The following is a 19,335-nucleotide window of genomic DNA, read 5'->3' on the forward strand; positions in this document are numbered from 1 at the left end:
TCGGCGGGGTTTTTGTTTTTTCGGCTTGAATGTCGCATGCGTCTGGCAAAATAAGCTGAATAGCTGATATTGAAAGGAGAGAAAAATGTTGTTGAGCGAAATGCAGGGTTTGCTGGATGGCTGGCTGGAGCCGTGGCGCTACAAGGACTACGCGCCCAATGGCTTGCAGGTGGAGGGGCGGGCCGAGGTGGGCAAAGTGGTGACCGGCGTGACGGCGTCGCAGGCCTTGATCGATGCCGCGGCGGCGCGGGGCGCCGACGCCATCTTGGTGCACCACGGCTATTTCTGGAAAGGCGAGGACGCGCGCATTTGCGGCATGAAGAAGCAAAGAATCCGCACCCTGCTGCAGCATGACATCAGCCTGTTGGCCTACCATCTGCCGCTGGACGGGCATCTGGAACTGGGCAACAACGCCTGTCTGGGCCAGGCGCTGGGGCTGGCGGCGCAAGGGCAGGCGGGAGAGCAGGGCCTGCTGTGGCATGGCGACTGGACCGGCGCGGGCGATGCGCAGGCGTTTGCCGGCCACGTTTCCGCCAGGCTGGGGAGGGCGGCGCAGTTGCTGGGGCGGCCGGACAAGCCGGTGCGCAAGGTCGCCTGGTGCACCGGCGGCGCGCAGGGTTTCTTCGCCGATGCCGTCGCGCTCGGGGTGGATGCCTTCATTACCGGCGAGGCATCCGAACAGAATTACCACATGGCGATGGAGAGCGATGTCGCATTTATCGCAGCGGGACATCATGCCACGGAACGCTTTGGGATCAAGGCGCTGGGCGAGCGTTTGATGCAGGTCTCTGGCATAAATGTCGAATTTATTGACGTCTTCAATCCTGTTTAAGCATCTTGCTGGCGTCAAGGTCAATTTATTTGCATAGAAGCTTCAAGTCCCTACTAGTAATCGGGTAAAATCTGGCGGTTTAGGGCTCGATTTCCACGATTGAGGATGACTGTAATGAGTGAACAGCAAGTCGATACGGGGCGCCGTCGGTTTTTGACGATCGCTTCCAGCGCTGTTGGGGGTGTTGCGGTGGTCGGCGCGGCTACGCCATTTTTCCTGAGTTTCTTCCCGTCCGAGCGGGCCAAAGCCGCCGGCGCGCCGGTCGAAGTCGACATAGGCAAGATCGAGGCGGGGCAGAAGATCAATGTCGAATGGCGCGGCAAGCCGGTGTGGATTCTCAACCGCACGCCGGAGCAGTTGAAAAACCTGCCGAAGAACGACCCCAAGCTGGTCGACCCGCAGTCGGAAGTGGACCAGCAACCGAAGTACTGCCAGAACGAGCACCGCTCGATCAAACCCGAATATCTGGTGGCTGTAGGCATCTGCACCCATCTTGGCTGTTCGCCAACCTTCCGGCCCGATCTCGCGCCCGCGGATCTGGGGCCGGAGTGGCTGGGCGGCTTCTACTGCCCCTGTCATGGTTCCAAGTTCGACCTCGCCGCCCGGGTATTCAAGGGAGTGCCGGCTCCGAAGAACCTGGAAATTCCCCCGCACAAATATATGTCCGACACCCGCCTGCTGATTGGCGACGACAAATAAGCTGAGGGCGAAAAATGAACAAAGCACAAAAGCTGCTCAACTGGGTGGACGAGCGTTTTCCGCTGACAGCCCTGTGGGAAAGCCAATGGGGCAAGTATGTCGCCCCCAAGAATTTCAATTTCTGGTACTTCTTCGGTTCGCTGGCGATGCTGGTGCTGGTGCTGCAGATCGTCACCGGAATCTTCCTCACCATGAACTACAAGCCGGACGCCACGCTGAACGGCGCCGGCATCCCGGTGGCCTTCGCCTCGGTCGAATACATCATGCGCGACGTGGCCGGCGGCTGGATCATTCGCTACATGCACTCCACCGGCGCCTCGATGTTCTTCGTGGTGGTGTATCTGCACATGTTCCGCGGCCTGATCTACGGCTCTTACAAGCAGCCGCGCGAGTTGGTGTGGGTGTTCGGCACGCTGATCTTCCTGTGCCTGATGGCAGAGGCCTTCATGGGCTACTTGCTGCCCTGGGGACAGATGTCGTTCTGGGGCGCGCAGGTGATCGTCAACCTGTTCGGCTCCATCCCGGTGATCGGACCGGATTTGTCGCTATGGATTCGCGGCGACTTCGTGGTGTCGGACGCCACGTTGAACCGCTTCTTCGCGCTGCATGTGATTGCGGTGCCGCTGGTGCTGTTGGCGCTGGTGGTCGCCCACCTGATGGCGCTGCACGAAGTGGGCTCCAACAATCCTGACGGCGTCGAGATCAAGCAGCAGCCGAAGGACCCGGACACCGGCTTGTATCTGGACGGCATCTACTCCCATCCGTACTACTCGATCAAGGACATTCTGGGTGTGGTGGTGTTCATGATCGTGTTCTCCGCCATCGTGTTCTTCCTGCCGGAAATGGGTGGCTACTTCCTGGAGCACCCCAACTTCGACCAGGCGGATCCGCTGAAGACGCCGCCGCACATCGCGCCGGTATGGTACTTCACGCCGTTCTACGCCATCCTGCGCGCTATTCCGTCGTTTGCCGGCACCCAGGTGTGGGGCGTGCTGGCGATGGGCGCGGCGGTGGTGCTGATCGCCTTCCTGCCGTGGCTGGACCGTTCGCCGATCAAGTCCATCCGCTACCGCGGCCCCAAGTTCAAGGTGGCGTTGGTGCTATTCATCGTCGCCTTCATCGGTCTGGGCATTCTCGGCGCGATGCCGCCGACCGCTGTGCGCACGATGATTTCGCAGATATTGTCGGCGGTCTATTTCGCCTTTTTCCTGGGTATGCCGTTCTACACCAAGAACGATATCGGCAGCATTCCGGTGCCGGACCGCGTCACCGACACCAATGCCAAGCGGCAGATCCAGTTCGTGGTGCTGGTGTTGTTGACCGTGTTCCTGGCGGCGCTGTTCGCCATGAACGTGTAAGCAAGGGGAAAGGACTCATGAAAAACAAAATCCGTCACCTGATCGCGGCCCTGGCGCTGATGCTGCCCTTTGCGGCCCCCGCGCTGGCCAACGAGGGCGGCCCCGCGCTGGACAAGGCCGACATCAATATCCAGGACACCGAAAGCCTGCAGCGCGGCGCGCAGATCTTCGTCAACTACTGCCTGTCCTGCCATTCGGCCAGCATGTTGCGCTACAACCGGCTGGAGGACATCGGCCTCACGGAAGAGCAGATCAAGGCCAACCTGCTGCCGGAAGGCGCCAAGATCGGCGACCAGATGAACATCTCAATGGACAAGAAGGACGCCAAGGCCTGGTTCGGCGCCACCCCGCCCGATCTGTCGCTGATCGCCCGCTCGCGCGGCGCCGACTATCTGTACAGCTATCTGCGCGGCTTCTATCGCGATCCTACCCGCCCCACCGGCTGGAACAATCTGGTGTTCGACAAGGTAGGCATGCCGCACATCTTCTGGGAATGGCAGGGCGAGCAGCAGTTGAAGACCGAGAAGGACGCGGAAGGCAACGAGGTGCACAAGCTGCAGCTGGTCAAGGCCGGCACGCTGACCAAGCTGGAGAACGGCAAGGCCAATACCGTGGAGTACGACAGGCGGATGACCGATCTGACCAACTTCCTGGTGTTCATGGGCGAGCCGGCGCAGGTGCAGCGCCAGCAGATCGGCTATGTGGTGCTGATGTTCCTGGGCCTGCTGCTGTTCCCGCTGGTCTACCTGTTGAAGAAGGAGTACTGGCGCGACGTGCATTGAGCCGGTTGCGATCGAATGAGAAAGGCGGAAGCGATTCCGCCTTTTTTTCTTTTATAATCATGATGTTGTATTGAAATGCTGGCAAATGGGGGCGGGAAGGTGCTAGAATGCGCTGCTACATCAATTCAATGTTAGTCAAGGATTATTTCCGCCATGATGACCCTCTACTCCGGAATCACCTGCCCGTTCAGTCAGCGCTGCCGTATCGTGCTCTTCGAGAAGGGCATGGATTTCGAAATCATCGATGTGGATATCCATAACAAGCCGGAAGATCTGGCTGTGATGAACCCGTACAACGAAGTGCCGGTTCTGGTGGAGCGCGATCTGATCCTGCACGAATCCAACATCATCAACGAATACATCGACGAGCGCTTCCCCCACCCGCAGCTGATGCCGGCCGATCCGGTGATGCGCGCCCGCGCCCGCCTGTTCCTGCATCGTTTCGAGAACGAGCTGTTCATTTACGTGAAGACGCTGGAAGCCGGCGCTACCGGCAAGGAAGCCACCAAGGCGCGCGAAGCGATCCGCGACGGCCTGACCACCATCGCCCCCATCTTCTCCAAGCAGAAATTCATGCTGGGCGACGACTTCTCGATGATAGACGTGGCCATCGCCCCGCTGATGTGGCGCCTGGAGCACTACAACATCGATCTGGGCAAGAGCGCCGCGCCTATCCTGAAATACGCCGAACGCATTTTCCAGCGCCAGTCCTTCATCGACTCGCTGACTCCGTCCGAAAAGGCCATGCGCAAGTAAGGTGACGCGATGAGCTCCAGCACCAAGCCGTACATGATCCGGGCGCTGCACCAGTGGTGCGGCGACAACGGCTATACCCCCTACGTCGTGGTGTGGGTCAATGACCGTACCGATGTGCCGCTCGAGTACGTAAAGAACAACGAGATCGTGCTGAATATCGCCGACGGCGCCACCAAGAACCTGCGCATCGACAACGACTGGCTGTCGTTCTCGGCCCGCTTCGGCGGCGTGTCGCGCGACATCTGGGTGCCGATCGGCAATGTGATGTCGATTTTCGCCAGGGAAACCGGTGAAGGAATGGGTTTCGATGTCGAGCCGGTCGCCGAGGTCGAGTCCGGCTCCAAGCCGGCGGAGGCCGACGGCCAGCCGGCTCCGGAAGGCGACGATCCGGGGCCGAACCGCCCCAGCGGCCGCCCCAGCCTGCGCATCGTCAAGTAAGCCTGCATCCGTCACCAGTCAAACCGGCCGCCGCGCCGGTTTTTTCTTGTGCGATCCGCAAAAAAAACGGGGCACAAGTGCCCCGCAAGTCCCTTACACAACAATCGTTGCTCTGCCGGCGGCTTATTCCACCCGCTCGCCGTGCAGCACCACGTCCAGTCCTTCGCGTTCTTCGTCTTCCGCCACGCGCAGGCCGACCGCCAGATTCACCAGTTTCAGCAGGATGAAGGTGACGACGCCGCAGTAGACGATGGTGACGCCGACGCCCAATGCCTGGGTGGCCAGGCTGCCGTCGGCGCCGCCGATGTCCTTCACTGCGAACACGCCGGTCAGCAACGCGCCCAGGATGCCGCCGACGCCGTGCACGCCGAAGGCGTCCAGCGAGTCGTCATAGCCCAGCATGTGTTTCAGGCCGGTGGCGCCCCAGAAGCACACCACGCCGGCGGCCAGGCCGATGATCAGAGCGCCCTTGACGTCGACGAAGCCCGCGGCCGGCGTGATGGCCACCAGGCCGGCTACCGCGCCGGAAGCGATGCCCAATACCGAAGGCTTCTTCTTGGTGATCCATTCGGCGAACATCCAGGCCAGCGCAGCCATCGCGGTGGCGACCTGGGTGGTGACCATCGCCATGCCGGCGCGACCGTCGGCGGCGCCGGCGGAACCGGCGTTGAAGCCGAACCAGCCCACCCACAGCATGGAGGCGCCGACCAGGGTCAGGATCAGGTTATGCGGAGGCATCGCTTCCTTGCCGAAACCCACGCGTTTGCCCAGCACCAGCGCGGTCACCAGGCCGGCCACGCCGGCATTGATGTGAACCACGGTGCCGCCGGCGAAGTCCAGCACGCCCTTGTCGCCCATCCAGCCGCCGGGCGCCCAAACCCAGTGCGCCACCGGCACGTAGACCAGCAGCGACCACAGCGCCATGAAGATCAGCATCGCCGAGAACTTCATCCGCTCGGCGAAGGCGCCGGTGATCAGCGCCGGCGTGATGATGGCGAAGGTCATCTGGAAGGTCATGAACACCGATTCCGGGATGGTGCCCGCCAGCGGGTGCACCGCCAGCTTGCCGGCATCCTTCATGAATACCATGCCGTCCAGCATGAAGCGGGAGAGGTCGCCGATATAGGGCGTGCCGACGGTAAAGGCCAGGCTGTAGCCGATCACGGTCCACAGGATGGTGACCAGGGCGGTGATGGCGAAGCTTTGCATCAGCGTGGCCAGCACATTCTTCTTGCGCACCATGCCGCCGTAGAAAAGCGCCAGGCCGGGAATGGTCATGAACAGCACCAGGGCGGTGGAGGTCAGCATCCAGGCGGTATCGCCGGAGTTGATCACCTTGACCGCGGCCACCGCTGGGCCGGCCGGCGCATCGGCCAGAGCGGGCAGCGACAGGGCGGCAAGGCCGGAAGTCATTGCAGCGAGTGTCTTTTTCATTATGGTTTCCCCAGTTTGCAGACGGTTCAGACCGCGTCGGCGCCGGTTTCCCCGGTGCGGATGCGGATCACCTGTTCCAGCTCGTAGACGAAGATCTTGCCATCGCCGATCTTGCCGGTGCGGGCGGACTTCTCGATGGCTTCCACCACCTGATCGAGCAGGGCGTCGTCGATGGCGATTTCCAGCTTCACCTTGGGCAGGAAGTCCACGACGTACTCCGCGCCGCGATAGAGTTCGGTATGGCCTTTCTGGCGGCCAAAGCCCTTTACCTCGGATACGGTGATGCCTTGCACGCCGATAGCGGACAGGGCTTCTCGGACTTCGTCAAGCTTGAATGGCTTGATCACGGCGGTAACGAGTTTCATGGCGGTTCCTTCTCGGACGATCAAGTGAGGGACAACATTGGCTGCATCACGGATACGCATGAATCGTGCCAGGGCCTGGCGGGCGTTCTCTGAATTGTGGTGCACTGCAAAATGGACTGCTCTGGCCATTCAGGCACTTTCCTTGTGCGCATTGCCTGTTTAATCTGCACTGTTTTGGTGCGATGCTGCGCTGCGCCATGCCGGAGGGGGGCGGTGGCGATGTCCGGCAGACAAGTGGTATGGGACGAGGATGCCCATGGGGACAGGAAAGCGCGAGCCGCGCGCGGCTTTTTGCTACACTCGCTTTAAGTTACGACACACGCAGGAGTGATCACCATGTTGAGCCAGAAACTGTTTGAAGAAATCAGCGCCAAGATCAGCGAAACCATCGCCGCCAGCCCGGCCAAGGATCTGGAAAAGAACGTGAAGGCCATGATGGCTTCCACCTTTTCCAGGATGGATTTGGTGACGCGCGAGGAATTCGATGTCCAGCAGGCGGTGCTGGCCCGCACCCGCGAACAACTGGCCGCGCTGGAGGCCCGCTTGGCCAGGGTGGAAGCGGCGGCCTTCCCCGACGAGGCCGCGGCCCGCGTGGAGGAGCAGTCGGAACTCGGCCACTCCTGAGCCGTCATGACGCTGGCGCTGGTGGCGAGCAGGGCCCTGTCCGGGCTGGATGCCCCGGAGGTTGCCGTCGAGGTGCACCTCGCCAATGGGCTGCCGGCCTTCAATATCGTTGGTCTGCCCGATACCGAGGTGAAGGAAAGCCGCGACCGCGTGCGCGCGGCCATCCTGACTTCCGGCTTTGAATTCCCCGCCCGCAAGATCACCGTCAATCTTGCGCCGGCGGATCTGCCCAAGGATTCCGGCCGCTTCGACCTGCCCATCGCCATCGGCATCCTGCTGGCTTCGGGCCAGGTGCAGAACCCGGACATTTCCCGTTACGAGTTTGCCGGCGAGCTGGCGTTGAGCGGCGCCTTGAGGCCGGTGCGCGGCGCGTTGGCGATGGCTTGCCAATGCCATGCAGCGGGGCGCGCCTTCATCCTGCCGGCGGCCAGCGCGGTCGAGGCGGCGGTGCTGGCGGACGCCAGCATCTACGCCGTGCAGTCCTTGCTTGAGGCCTGCGCCTTTCTCAACGGCCTGCAGCCCTTGCAGCCCTTCGTCGCGGATGGCGGGCGCGATTGGCCGAACTATCCCGATCTTCAGGATGTCAAAGGCCAGACGGTTGCCCGCGGTGCGCTGGAAATTGCGGCGGCGGGGGGCCACAGCCTGCTATTGATGGGGCCTCCCGGCACCGGCAAGTCGATGTTGGCCGCGCGGCTGCCCGGCCTGCTGCCGCCCTTGTCGGAGCAGGAGGCGCTGGAGTCCGCCGCGCTGCTGTCGTTGGGGTCGCAGGGTTTTCTCGCGGCCAGGTGGCGGGTGCGGCCGTTCCGGGCCCCGCACCACACCGCGTCGGCGGTGGCGCTGGTGGGCGGCGGCAGCGACCCCAGGCCCGGTGAGATCAGCCTGGCGCATCATGGCGTGCTGTTTCTCGACGAGCTGCCGGAATTTGACCGCCGGGTGCTGGAGGTGTTGCGCGAACCGATGGAGAGCGGCGTGATCCATATCTCGCGCGCGGCGCGCCAGGCCAGTTTCCCGGCCCGGTTCCAGCTGGTGGCGGCGATGAATCCCTGCCCCTGCGGTTACCATGGCCATCCTTCGGGCCGTTGCCAGTGCACGCCCGAGCAGGTGGGGCGATATCGGGGTAAAATCTCCGGTCCCTTGCTGGACCGGATTGATCTGCATGTCGAGGTGCCGGCATTGAGCGCGGCGGAACTGCAGTCGGCGAGTCCGGGCGAAAACAGCGAGCGGGTGCGGGCCAGGGTGCATGCGGCCAGACAATGTCAGCTGGAGCGCCAGGGCGGCTTGAACTCGGCTTTGCAGGGGCTGCCGCTGGAACAGCATTGCCAGGCCGATGCGGACGCTCTGGCCGTGCTGGGCAAGGCCTTGCAGCAGCTTGGCTTGTCGGCGCGCGCGTATCATCGGATACTGCGGGTTTCGCGCACCATCGCCGATTTGCAGGGCGAGGCGAAGATAGGCCGTAACCATGTATTGCAGGCGATTCAGCTCCGGCGCGTGATGCAGGGCAATGCCTGATAGAATTCTCAATCCAACCCGGATGGCATGCTTGCCGTCCGTTTGACATAGCGGTAGTGGTGAATGGCTAATCGAGATCTGAAAAACTCCCCCCGTCCCTCGCGTGGACGCAGCAATTCGTCTTCGTCGCGCAGCGGCGGCGGCGGCATGATGGCGGGCATCATCATCGGCCTGATCGTTGGTGTGGCGGTGGCGGTGGGATTGGCAATGTATCTCAATCGTTCGCCGGCGCCGTTCCAGGCCAAGGGCGAACACAAGCCGGACGCCGCCTCGCAGGCGCCGACCGAACTTTTGGCGCCGGGAACCCGCATTTCCGATGCCGCTTCCGCCACTGCGCCGACCACGCCGCCGGCTGCGCAGCAACAGCCGCCGCAGGCGACGCTGGACTCCACCGACACCGTGCCTCTGCCGCCGCCGGCGGTTGCGCATGAGGCCAAGCCGAAGCCGGCCGCGCAAGCCAAAAGCGCAAAAGACGACCAGCGCTTCGATTTCTACAAGATTCTGCCTGGCCAGGTGGACGCGGTGACGTCCGATGCCAAAGGCAACCGCGCTGCGGAACCTTCCCCCTCGACGCCTGCCAAAAAAGTTTATCTGCAGTTGGGCGCATTCCAGAACCAGGACGATGCGGACAACCTGAAAGCCAAACTGGCGTTGTTGGGAGTGGAGGCCAAGATCCAGTCCGTCAATGTGCCGGACAAGGGCATGGTGCACCGGGTGCGAGTGGGGCCGCTCGTCCGCCAGGATGAGGTGGACCGCATCCGTGCTCAGTTGAAACAGGACGGCATCAACGCCAATGTGGTGAAGGCCGAATAGTCGCTATCTCAAAATACGGGAAAACAAGATGAAGAAATGGTTGCTGATGGTGTTGCTGGCGGTGAGCGGCATGGCGAATGCCGCCATCGAACTGGGCAAGGATTACACGCTGTTGAGCACGCCGCAGCCGGTGGCCAATCCCAAGAAGGTGGAAGTGATCGAGTTCTTTTCCTACCATTGCATCCACTGCTATGACGATGATCCGGCCTTCCAGTCCTGGGCCAGCAAGTTGCCGGCTGATGTGAGCTTCCGCAAGGAACAGATCGTCTGGCAAAAGTCGATGGAAGGCTTCGCGCGGATGTTCGCCACTTTCAACGCCACCGGCACTTTCGACAAACTGCATCGCGCGGCCTTCGACGCCCAGATCAAGCAAAGAGTCGATCTGTCCGATTCCAAGCAGTTCGCCAGCTGGATCAAGCAGCAGAAGGGCGTGGACAGCGGCAAGTTGCTGCAAACCTACAATTCCTTCGGCATCAACGCGCAGGTGGCCCGCGCGACCAAGATCACCCGCGATTACCAGATACAGGGCACCCCCACTGTCATCGTCAACGGCAAGTATGTGGTGGTGACCAGCACGCCGGATCGCATGATCCAGGTGATGAACGAGTTGATCGCCAAGGCCCGCAGCGAGAAGAAGTAAGCGGGCTTTGCTGGGAAGGGGGCGGCGCCGGCCGCCTTTTTTATTGCTGGCGATAATTTGCAGATATTTTTAAAAAACAATTGACGTATTTGAAAAATCTATTTAATATTCAATCTCTCTGACGCGGGGTGGAGCAGTCTGGTAGCTCGTCGGGCTCATAACCCGAAGGTCGTAGGTTCGAATCCTGCCCCCGCAACCAAATATTAAGCAAAAGGCCAACTTCTTAGAAGTTGGCCTTTTGCTTTTCCAGATTTTGTGGCGGCGGTTAAGCGAGTTATCTCCTTGTCGGTCGCTGCCGATTCCTGAGCTCGGGCTACTTGTTCCCCAGGCCGCGCTACCACTCCTCATCGCTGGCTCATAGGCTTCTTGTCCACAAGCAGAACGTCTTGCCGGGTCAATTTTTCACGGCAATGCGCAGCCTGCATCTTGGCACATTGATGATCGCATCAATCATTTAATGACATAAAACAATAATTTAATATTTTTAATGACAATAAAATGTTGAATGTAATTTTTTATTGTGATAATGTATGTCAATTGAATTTTTAATGTGATGGACCGCCTCCATTGGCGGCAGTCAGTCAGGAGAAATCATGTTGCAAGAAATGTCTGATGTGACGTTGGTGCGTCGTGACGATATTCCGTCTATGCGCACGGTGGTGGTGGATGGCATCGAGCATTGGCTGGGACACGTCAAGGACTTCACCAAGAACGCCTCATTGACGCAGTTTCTCCCGAAGGACAATCGCATCTCCATGGCTTGGGTAAGGCTGGAGGCTGGCGAGCGTCTGGATGAGCATATTCATCCGGTAGAGTCGATGATTCTCATGTGCGAAGGCGGAGCTCGCACTTTGGGCGATGTGCGAGAAACGATGAATGCCGGCGATATCCTGCTCGTTCCGCCGGGCAAGCTGCATGGCTTCATCGGCATGCCGCCCAATGGTTTTTGGGGGTTGTCCATCCAGTTCGATTCGCGCGGATTGTATGAGGACATCACCGACCCCTGGGCGACATTCACGTCCGAGTTGGATCAGCGCCATGGCAATGACAATGTGGTTGAGAAGTTGCTGCGCAAGAACGAAGAATATATGGAGCGCTTTGATAAGCACCGTTTGTTTGCCATGGTGCGCAATGGCCTGCTGGATGATGAGGGCATAAGGCGGCGCTTCCTGGACTGTTTCCAGGTATGGTCGAACTATTTTCAGAAAATGGTGCTGACACGCGCCATCACGTCGAAGCAAAAGGGTTTTGAGGAGCTGGCGTGGTTGCATCTCTATGAGGAACTGGGACACAACCAGGATTTGGCGAAGAGCCGCGACGATTTGCAAACTATATTCGATCCGTTGCTGGAGGCCACCTGTTCTTGGTTTGCGTCCAAGATGGAACATATCGGCGAAGCGGAAAAAGTAGTGCTCAGCCATGTCGTCGTCGAGGCGTCCGCCACTTTCTTCTACAAGCATGTGCAGCCAGCATTGGCCCAGAGCGAGGTGAAGGGGCATTTTGACGTTCATTCGGTGGTGGATGATGGCCATGTCGAAATGGGATATGCCTTTTTAAGGAAGCTGTCTATCGACGACGGATCCGCGTTGTTTGAAGTCCAGCACCAAGGCTGGGCCATGCTGATGGCAGTTATGGCGCGTATCGCGGATTTGACCGTGCATAATGCCGGCGGAGCCGCCGCGACCAACGCAGAACAGGATAGCCGCCATGCCATCGCTGATGCAGTGGCCATCTGAGGGCGCGCGCCGCGTGCCTGCGGCCGTCTATACCGATCAGGCGCTTTATGAGCGTGAGCAGGAGCGCATCTTCCGCGGGCGAACTTGGAATTATGTGGGTTTGGCCGCGGAAGTGGCTCAACCCGGTGATTTCATCCAAAGCCATGTTGGCAGCACGTCGGTGGTGCTGGTGCGCGACCGCGAAGGTGCTTTGCGCGTGTTCGTCAATCGCTGCACGCATCGCAATGCTCAGGTCTGTCATGAACCGCGTGGCCATGCCAAGGTGTTTACCTGTCCTTACCATCAATGGTCGTTCAGCTTGGATGGGCGGCTGGTCGGCATTCCGTTCCGGCGCGGCATCAATGGCAAAGGCGGCATGTCCGCTTGTTTCAAGGCCGATGAGCATGGGCTCGAGCAACTGAAGGTGGCGGAGCGCAATGGGGTGGTATTCGCCAGTTTTTCCGAGGATGTGGAGCCGCTGGAGGAGTACCTGGGGCCGACCATCCTAGCTTATCTCGATCGTGTCTGTGATGGCAGGCCATTGCGAGTGATTGGCACCATGCGACACCGCGTGGAGGCAAACTGGAAGCTGCAGATCGAAAACCTGAAAGACCCGTTTCATGCGGCCTTGCTGCATTCGTTTTTCGTCACCTTCGGCATTTGGCGTTCCGATCAGGAAACGGCAGTCAAAATCGATGAGCTTGGCCGCAGCAGCGTGCTGGTGTCTACCGCCAGTTTCAAGCGCGCCACCCAGGAGGCCGTAGAGCAGCGTCCGTCCGCCAGCGGCGATTTTCAGCTGGAGGATGCCCGTATCATCGCGCATCAGCGCGAATACGAGGATGGCACCGGTGCCATCCTCACCATCTGGCCCAATTTGATCGTTTTGCAACAATTGAATTGTCTGGCCATGCGCCATGTGCGTCCCGATGGACCGAACGCCTGCGTTAAAACCTGGACATTTTTCGGCTATGAGTCGGATACGCCCGAGTTGCTGGAGAAGCGGCTGTTGCAGGCCAATATGCTGGGGCCGTCGGGGTTGGTCACGATAGATGACAACGAGGTGTTGGCCATTTCGCAAGCCGGCGCCCGCAGCGCACCCGATTCGGCGGCGGTGCTGGAGGCCGGGGAGGGAACGAGAAGCGCGGACCACATGCTGACTGAATCCGCGATTCGTGCCTTCTATCAATATTATCAAAAAATCATGGAATGACAGGTGTATGACAATACCGTCAGATCGTTACTTGCTTGCCGCAGAGGTCGAGTATCTGTACGCGCATTATTGCGAAGCGCTGGATGAAGGGCGGATTGATCACTGGCCGAGCTTTTTCGTGGATGCAAGCCTGTATCGGATTACCACGCGCGACAATCTGGAACGGGACATGCCATTGAGCCTGGTTTTGTGCAAGGGGCAGGCAATGATCCGCGACCGCGCGCTGGCGTTGCAAAAAACCGTGATGTACCGCAATCGGTGCCAGCGCCGCATGTTGAGCGGCATTCGCGTGGTGGACGGCGATGTGGATGGCGAGGGAATGAAAACGCGCGCGTCTTTTCTGGTGTATGAGAGCGTGGGCGACGAACCGACCCGGTTGTTGGCAAGTGGTTGTGCCCACGATGTCGTAGTGAGGCAAGCGGGCGCGCTGAAGTTCAAGCAACGGTTGTTGGTGATCGATGCATCGGTGATGCCGGATTCGCTGGTATTCCCCATCTGAGCCGGCGGCGCGGTCTACAGGACGCGCCTTGCTGGACCTTAAGTTTGCAAAGAGGACTTTCCCCATGTCGTATCTGCCTCTGGAAGGGGTGGTGGTATTGGATTTGACGCGCCACCGCGCAGGACCGGTGACTTCCCGTTTGCTGGGAGATTTTGGTGCCACCGTCGTCAAGATCGACGCTCCCGCGGATTTGGGCGACAGCATGGGCGGCAGCCGGGAAGGTTTTGATTATCAAAATCTTCACCGAAACAAGATGAGTTTGTCCCTCAACCTGAAAAGCGAAGAGGGGAGAGCCGTTTTCTACGAGCTAGTACGCAAGGCGGATGTGGTGTTGGAAAATTTCCGCCCGGAAGTCAAGCATCGGCTGGGCGTTGCCTATGAGACGGTGCGGGAGGTCAATCCCCGCATCGTCTACGGCAGCATTTCCGGCTTTGGTCAAAAGGGGCCATATCAGACCCTGCCTGCGGTGGATCAGACCATACAGGGCATGTCCGGCTTCATGTCCGTCACCGGCTTCCCAGGGCAGCCTCCTGTGCGCGCCGGAGCCGCGGTTGCCGACATCAGCGCCGGCATGGTGCTGTCCCAGGGGGTGTTGATGGCGCTTTATCACCGCGAGCGTACCGGAGAGGGCCAGTGGGTGCATACCTCCTTGCTCGAATCGCTGGTCTCGATGCTGGATTTCCAGGTAGTGCGCTATTTGAGCACCGGCGAGTCGCCGCATGCTGCCGGCAATGATCATCCCACCTTGATGCCGACCGGCCTGTTCCCCACTCTGGACGGCCATGTCAACATCGCGGCGGCGGAAGATCAGAAGTTCCGCGCGTTGTGCGAGGTGTTGGGCATTCCGGAGCTCGCCTTTGAGCCGTTGTATGCGGATACGGCCCTGCGGTCCGTCAACCGGAAGGGGCTGTGCGAGATATTGTCGAGCAAGACGCGCGAGTACAGCAGCGCGGCGTTGCAACAGAAACTGAATGCTGCAGGAATTCCCTGCGGACCGATGTTCACGATCGCCCAGACCATGGAGGACGCGCAAATGCAATCGCTGCGTATGACCGAGGAAGGGCAGCATCCGCGTTTGGGCACCGTGCCTTTGCTTGGGCAGCCTTTGCATCTGGAGGGTTGCGGTGGCCGGCCAGAGGTTCGTTTTACCGCGCCTGACCATGGCGAGCATACCGATCGGATTCTGTCTGAGTGGTTGGGGATGGAGGCTTCCCGCATTAAGGATCTGCATCGGCAGGGCGTGGTGTGAGTGTCCGAGGCGGCCCGTTTCGGATCGCCGCGCCAACAGTTCAATTGCGATAGGAGCTTTCTCGTGTCCAATAGTGGTTCCGCTGTGCAGCAAACGGGTGCCGCAAGCAATATCTTTGTCGCGCTGGCTTTGTTGTGGCTGGCCGGCGCAGGCTTGCGTTTGACCATTCTGGCACCACCGCCGGTCATTTCTTTCATTCATGACGATCTGGGGCTGTCCGAGACGCAAATCGGCTTGCTGTCCGGCATTCCGGCCGCGCTGTTCGCCTGCGCGGCGGTGCCAGGATCGCTATTGATCGCCCGTTTTGGCGCATTCTCGACACTGATCATTGGTCTGCTGGTGACCGCGGCAGGCTCCATTCTGCGGGGGGCCGCACCGACAGCTTCCTGGCTGTATGCGGCGACCGCGGTCACCGGATTGGGTGTGGCTTTCATGCAGCCAGCCATGCCTTCGCTGGTGCGTGCCTGGGCGCCAAAGCGCATCGCGTTCGCCACGGCTGTTTATATAAACGGCTTGTTGATGGGCGAAGTGTTGCCGGTTGCGTTGACGCTGTCAGTCGTATTGCCGCTGGTCGGCAGCTGGCGCTTGGATTTTGCCGTGTGGGGCGCGGCTTGCGCGATTATCGCGGCGCTGATGTTCGTGTTCGCTCCCTCGTCCGACGCGCCGGCGCCGTCCACGCCGCGAAAATGGTGGCCTGATTGGCGCAACACGTTGGTTTGGCGGCTTGGCCTGATGATGGGATGCATCAACGCAACATATTTTTCCACCAATTTCTTCATCCCCCGATTCTTGCACGCCATCGGGCACGAGAGCGTGACCGGGCTGGCATTGACGGCGCTCAATCTTGGACAGATACCAGCCTCTATCCTTCTGTTGATGTTTGGCCGCGGACTGGAGCGTCGCACTTGGCCCTATGTCGGTTGCGGGCTGCTGTGTTTGCTAGCAGTGTTTTCTATCGTGCTGGGTAATGACTTGATGGTGGTGAGCGGCGCGGCGGCCGTCGGTTTTGCCTCCGCCATAGTGTTGATCATGATGCTGGCGCTGCCGCCGCAGTTGGCCGCATCGGATGATGTGCACCGAACCACTTCGGCCATGTTGACGATTGGCTACTCGTGCGCAGTCATCATCCCGGTTGTCAGCGGGCTGGCGTGGGATATTGCGGGTCGGCCGGCCATGGCGTTTGCACCGATCATCCTGTGTGCGTTGTCGCTGATTGTGATTGCCGCGACTACCTGCCCTCGTTTGGCCGCGGCGACCGCTCCGCTTGTCGGCGCAGGGCTTTCCTCTCATCCGTAAAAAAGAAAGCAATGATATGGTTAATGAAAGCAAGCTGGAACAGAGCCTTCCCTTTCAGGTGCGCCGACTGAGCCGGTACTTTGTCGCAGAGGTGACCGGAGTGGACCTGAGCCAACCTTTGAGTCCGTCCTGTGCCCAAGCGCTGGCGGATACATTGGCCGAGCATGAGGTGCTTGTGTTCCCCAATCAGGATCTATCCCGCGAAGACCTGATGCGGTTTGGGCGGTACTTTGGCGAATTGACGGTGCATCCTTTTGCTGAAAACGACGAGAAGGTTCCGGAGTTGATCGTTTTCGATAATCAGGAAGGCAATCCTCCGGTGTTGACGGATCGTTGGCACTCTGACGAAACCTACCGTGAATGCCCGCCTTTGGGCACCATGCTCTATTCCAAGATTGTGCCGGAAATCGGCGGCGATACCTGCTTTTCCAGCATGAGCGCCGCTTATGAAGCGCTGTCCGAGCGCATGCAGCAATTCTTGTCGGGTCTGGAGGCAGTGCACGATTTCGCCTCGTTCAAGTATCTGTTCCCCGATACCGAAGAGGGCAAGCGCCAGCTGCGTGGCTGCGAAGAGCGCTTCCCGCCTATGAGCCATCCGGTGGTGCGCGTGCATCCGGTGACCGGGAAAAAGGCCTTGTTCGTCAATCCGCACTATACCCGCTTCATCAAGGGCATGGAGGAGAGGGAAAGCCGCGAGTTGCTGGATAGGCTGTTCCGCGCCACCTCTGTGCTGGAATACCAGTACCGCCATCACTGGCAGCCCAATACGGTTGTCTTCTGGGATAACCGTTCGGTGCAGCATGCTGCAGTACACGATTATTACCCGCAACGCAGGTTTATGGAGCGTGTGACGGTCAAAGGAGATCGTCCATTTGGCGCCGAGCCTGCTGCCAAGGCTGAGGAGTTGCGCAAGTTCAAGGTCGCTCAATATGACCATAACGATGCGCGCAGGGCTATTAGGCAGTTTGAGCGCGATCAAGAACCTCAGATTTCCTGATACCGCGTTGCGTTGGCGCGGATTGGTCCTGAAACGACAGTCTGCGCCGATTGTATTTCTTATGTCCGAAGATGGGCGAGATCAATATGCCGACCATTATTTTTGAAAATCCTCCAGAAAACCCGCAGACAGCACAGATAGCTGAAGGCACCTCATTGGCGAGTGCGTGCGATGCCTCGGGGGCGCCGGTTCCATTCCACTGTCGGCGCGGCAACTGCGGAACGTGTCGGGTTGCCGTGCTGGACGGGGCTGAGATGCTGGCGGTGGCGGATGCCCATGAGCGAAGCGTGCTGGCGGTATTTGGATTGTCTGCGCCAGCGCATCGACTCGCATGCCAAGTGCAAATGCTAGAAGGCGCGGGACAGATACGACTGCGTCCGCATGCGCCGCGCATGCCGCGTGCGAAGCTGTTGCGGGTGCCGCTTGTGCTGGACGCCAGGTCCGGGAGGTTCGTCGCGGATCTGTGCGATGAGCGCACCGGGGCAATCGTGATTTCTGGCATGTCGGAGCTTCAGGAGGAAGCGGTGGTGGTGGTTGAGTTCCAGGCAAGGGGGGAGGACCGTTCGCGCGAGGTGATCGCCCGCATTGTCGGCTACGAGGCCAGTGCAATCCCAAACGGATATGATGTCGCGCTTGAGCTTCTTGAACATGACGCGCTGTTAACCGAGTTGTTCCAGGCGCATGCGCCGGCAACATCCAATGGATATTAATATGCATACGGGCGGGCTTCCTGCAACCTGTATCCGGCAGGAGACATCATCATGGATTTGAAAGGCTCGGTCGATCTACAACATCTTATCGATAGCCGACGGTTTTCACCCTATCAATGGCTGTTGTTGACGTTGTGTTTCTTGATTGTCGTTCTGGATGGTTTTGATACTGCCGCAATCGGCTATATTGCGCCGTCGCTCATCACCGATTGGGGCGTTACGCGTCAAGCGTTGGCTCCTGTGATCAGCGCAGCGTTGTTCGGCCTAGCAGCAGGAGCCATTTTCGCCGGCCCCTTGGCTGACCGTTTCGGACGAAGAATGGTGCTGATCGTATCGGTCCTGTTTTTTGGCGGCTGGAATCTCGTTACGGCAACCGCTGACTCCATCCAGTTGCTGACGGCTTATCGTTTTGCTACAGGCTTGGGCTTGGGAGCGGCCATGTCTAATGGGTTGACACTGATTGCGGAGTTCGCGCCACGTAAAAGGCGTGCGCTGCTAATGAGCATCGTGTTCTGTGGCTTTCCCGCGGGCGCGGCTTTGGGCGGATTGTTTGCGTCATGGCTGATCCCCGCCTACGGCTGGCGCAGTGTCTTGCTGGTGGGGGGCTGGGCGCCTTTGGTTCTTGCGGGCTTGCTGCTGCTGTGGCTACCTGAGTCTGTGCGTTATATGCTGATGAGCGGCAAGCCGATGGAAAAAGTGTTTCGGACGATGGCGCGCGTCATGCAGGATCCATTGCACGGCATACAGCGACTCACCTGTGTAGAGGATAAGCCAGTCTCTGGGCATTCGGCCATCGGCCAGATCTTGTCGAGAGATTATCTGTTGGGCTCGCTGATGCTATGGCTGACTTATTTTATGGGTTTGCTGATTTTCTACTTGCTGACCGGGTGGATGCCCTTGTTGATGAAAGACGCTGGCTTCACCACCAGCAAGGCGGTGTTGTTGACGGCGCTTTTCCCATTGGGTGGCGCCATTGGCACGGTGATTGCCGGTTGGCTGATGGACAAGCTCAATCCCCGGCGTGTCGTGATGACAACCTTTCTATTGACTGGGGTTTTGCTGTTCTCCGTAGGAAGAGCGCATGATCTAGAGCTGTTAAGCCTGTTGATTTTCCTGGCTGGCGGCACGATGAATGCCGGGCAAACTTCCATGGGCTTCCTGGCTGCCGATTTCTACCCTACACATTGCCGCGCCACAGGCATGTCCTGGATGTTGGGATTTGGCCGATTTGGCGGTATTTTCGGGGCTTTGATTGGCGCCGAGCTAATGAGCTGGCAATTGGGTTTTTCCGGTTTTTTTGGTCTGCTGGCTATCCCCGCGATGATTGCTGTGTTGGCTTTGGCCGTGCTGCAGGCCAATTACGCGCGTAGAGGAGTCGGCAAGATCATGATGTCTGAAGGCTGATGGCG

General features: G+C 59.6%; 20 protein-coding genes and 1 tRNA gene. 19 read left to right on the plus strand and 2 right to left on the minus strand.

Annotation, left to right across the window (positions count from 1 at the left end):
• Positions 1-85 precede the first annotated feature (85 nt).
• The 6 genes from BI347_RS10155 to BI347_RS10180 all read left to right on the plus strand — a co-directional run bounded on the left by BI347_RS10155 (position 86) and on the right by BI347_RS10180 (position 4,865).
• Positions 86-832, plus strand: coding sequence for a Nif3-like dinuclear metal center hexameric protein (locus tag BI347_RS10155; protein ID WP_071115818.1), 747 nt, complete (start codon positions 86-88; stop codon positions 830-832).
• 114 nt (positions 833-946) lie between these two features.
• The gene (gene petA, locus BI347_RS10160) at positions 947-1,531 is read left to right on the plus strand and encodes a ubiquinol-cytochrome c reductase iron-sulfur subunit (RefSeq protein ID WP_071112251.1); all 585 of its coding nucleotides are present in this window, start codon (positions 947-949) and stop codon (positions 1,529-1,531) included.
• Between the two features lie 14 nt (positions 1,532-1,545).
• Positions 1,546-2,889 carry a cytochrome b gene (locus BI347_RS10165; protein WP_071112250.1) on the plus strand — a complete coding sequence of 448 codons (1,344 nt, stop codon included), beginning with the start codon at positions 1,546-1,548 and terminating at the stop codon, positions 2,887-2,889.
• A gap of 17 nt (positions 2,890-2,906) precedes the next feature.
• The gene (locus BI347_RS10170) at positions 2,907-3,671 is read left to right on the plus strand and encodes a cytochrome c1 (RefSeq protein WP_071112249.1); all 765 of its coding nucleotides are present in this window, start codon (positions 2,907-2,909) and stop codon (positions 3,669-3,671) included.
• Positions 3,672-3,824: 153 nt separating this feature from the next.
• Positions 3,825-4,427: a glutathione S-transferase N-terminal domain-containing protein gene (locus BI347_RS10175; protein ID WP_043579283.1), complete on the plus strand. Its 603-nt coding sequence runs from the start codon at positions 3,825-3,827 to the stop codon at positions 4,425-4,427.
• A gap of 9 nt (positions 4,428-4,436) precedes the next feature.
• Positions 4,437-4,865 carry a ClpXP protease specificity-enhancing factor gene (locus tag BI347_RS10180; RefSeq protein WP_071112248.1) on the plus strand — a complete coding sequence of 143 codons (429 nt, stop codon included), beginning with the start codon at positions 4,437-4,439 and terminating at the stop codon, positions 4,863-4,865.
• A 123-nt stretch (positions 4,866-4,988) separates the two neighbouring features.
• Here the strand turns inward: BI347_RS10180 and BI347_RS10185 are convergent, their stop codons facing one another.
• The gene (locus BI347_RS10185; protein ID WP_071112247.1) at positions 4,989-6,299 is read right to left on the minus strand and encodes an ammonium transporter; all 1,311 of its coding nucleotides are present in this window, start codon (positions 6,297-6,299) and stop codon (positions 4,989-4,991) included.
• 26 nt (positions 6,300-6,325) lie between these two features.
• Positions 6,326-6,664 carry a P-II family nitrogen regulator gene (gene glnK, locus BI347_RS10190; protein ID WP_071112246.1) on the minus strand — a complete coding sequence of 113 codons (339 nt, stop codon included), beginning with the start codon at positions 6,662-6,664 and terminating at the stop codon, positions 6,326-6,328.
• Between the two features lie 336 nt (positions 6,665-7,000).
• Between glnK and BI347_RS10195 the strand changes: the two genes are divergently transcribed.
• The 13 genes from BI347_RS10195 to BI347_RS10255 all read left to right on the plus strand — a co-directional run bounded on the left by BI347_RS10195 (position 7,001) and on the right by BI347_RS10255 (position 19,330).
• Positions 7,001-7,288, plus strand: coding sequence for an accessory factor UbiK family protein (locus BI347_RS10195; RefSeq protein ID WP_043579280.1), 288 nt, complete (start codon positions 7,001-7,003; stop codon positions 7,286-7,288).
• Between the two features lie 6 nt (positions 7,289-7,294).
• Complete coding sequence (locus BI347_RS10200) at positions 7,295-8,797, plus strand: YifB family Mg chelatase-like AAA ATPase (RefSeq protein WP_071112244.1); 1,503 nt, start codon at positions 7,295-7,297, stop codon at positions 8,795-8,797.
• Positions 8,798-8,860: 63 nt separating this feature from the next.
• Positions 8,861-9,610, plus strand: coding sequence for an SPOR domain-containing protein (locus BI347_RS10205; RefSeq protein ID WP_071112243.1), 750 nt, complete (start codon positions 8,861-8,863; stop codon positions 9,608-9,610).
• 28 nt (positions 9,611-9,638) lie between these two features.
• Positions 9,639-10,250 (plus strand): thiol:disulfide interchange protein DsbA/DsbL, encoded by a 612-nt coding sequence (locus BI347_RS10210; protein WP_071112242.1) that lies wholly within the window; start codon positions 9,639-9,641, stop codon positions 10,248-10,250.
• A gap of 122 nt (positions 10,251-10,372) precedes the next feature.
• Positions 10,373-10,449, plus strand: a tRNA-Met gene (locus tag BI347_RS10215).
• Positions 10,450-10,843: 394 nt separating this feature from the next.
• The gene (locus BI347_RS10220) at positions 10,844-11,986 is read left to right on the plus strand and encodes a cupin domain-containing protein (RefSeq protein WP_071115819.1); all 1,143 of its coding nucleotides are present in this window, start codon (positions 10,844-10,846) and stop codon (positions 11,984-11,986) included.
• Positions 11,958-13,175 carry an aromatic ring-hydroxylating oxygenase subunit alpha gene (locus BI347_RS10225; protein WP_204378028.1) on the plus strand — a complete coding sequence of 406 codons (1,218 nt, stop codon included), beginning with the start codon at positions 11,958-11,960 and terminating at the stop codon, positions 13,173-13,175. Before BI347_RS10220 ends, BI347_RS10225 begins: the two co-directional genes overlap by 29 nt.
• A gap of 7 nt (positions 13,176-13,182) precedes the next feature.
• Positions 13,183-13,674 (plus strand): aromatic-ring-hydroxylating dioxygenase subunit beta, encoded by a 492-nt coding sequence (locus BI347_RS10230; RefSeq protein ID WP_139166913.1) that lies wholly within the window; start codon positions 13,183-13,185, stop codon positions 13,672-13,674.
• Between the two features lie 64 nt (positions 13,675-13,738).
• Positions 13,739-14,923 carry a CaiB/BaiF CoA transferase family protein gene (locus BI347_RS10235; RefSeq protein WP_071115820.1) on the plus strand — a complete coding sequence of 395 codons (1,185 nt, stop codon included), beginning with the start codon at positions 13,739-13,741 and terminating at the stop codon, positions 14,921-14,923.
• Between the two features lie 63 nt (positions 14,924-14,986).
• Complete coding sequence (locus BI347_RS10240; RefSeq protein WP_204378029.1) at positions 14,987-16,219, plus strand: MFS transporter; 1,233 nt, start codon at positions 14,987-14,989, stop codon at positions 16,217-16,219.
• Positions 16,220-16,235: 16 nt separating this feature from the next.
• Positions 16,236-17,216, plus strand: a complete 981-nt coding sequence (locus BI347_RS10245; RefSeq protein ID WP_071112238.1) for a TauD/TfdA dioxygenase family protein — start codon at positions 16,236-16,238, stop codon at positions 17,214-17,216.
• Positions 17,217-17,287: 71 nt separating this feature from the next.
• Positions 17,288-17,926: a 2Fe-2S iron-sulfur cluster-binding protein gene (locus BI347_RS22650; RefSeq protein ID WP_139167201.1), complete on the plus strand. Its 639-nt coding sequence runs from the start codon at positions 17,288-17,290 to the stop codon at positions 17,924-17,926.
• Positions 17,927-17,977: 51 nt separating this feature from the next.
• Positions 17,978-19,330, plus strand: coding sequence for an MFS transporter (locus tag BI347_RS10255; protein ID WP_071115822.1), 1,353 nt, complete (start codon positions 17,978-17,980; stop codon positions 19,328-19,330).
• Positions 19,331-19,335: the final 5 nt, after the last annotated feature.

Origin of the sequence: Chromobacterium sphagni, assembly GCF_001855575.1 — a bacterium.
Classification (GTDB): Bacteria; Pseudomonadota; Gammaproteobacteria; order Burkholderiales; family Chromobacteriaceae; genus Chromobacterium; species Chromobacterium sphagni.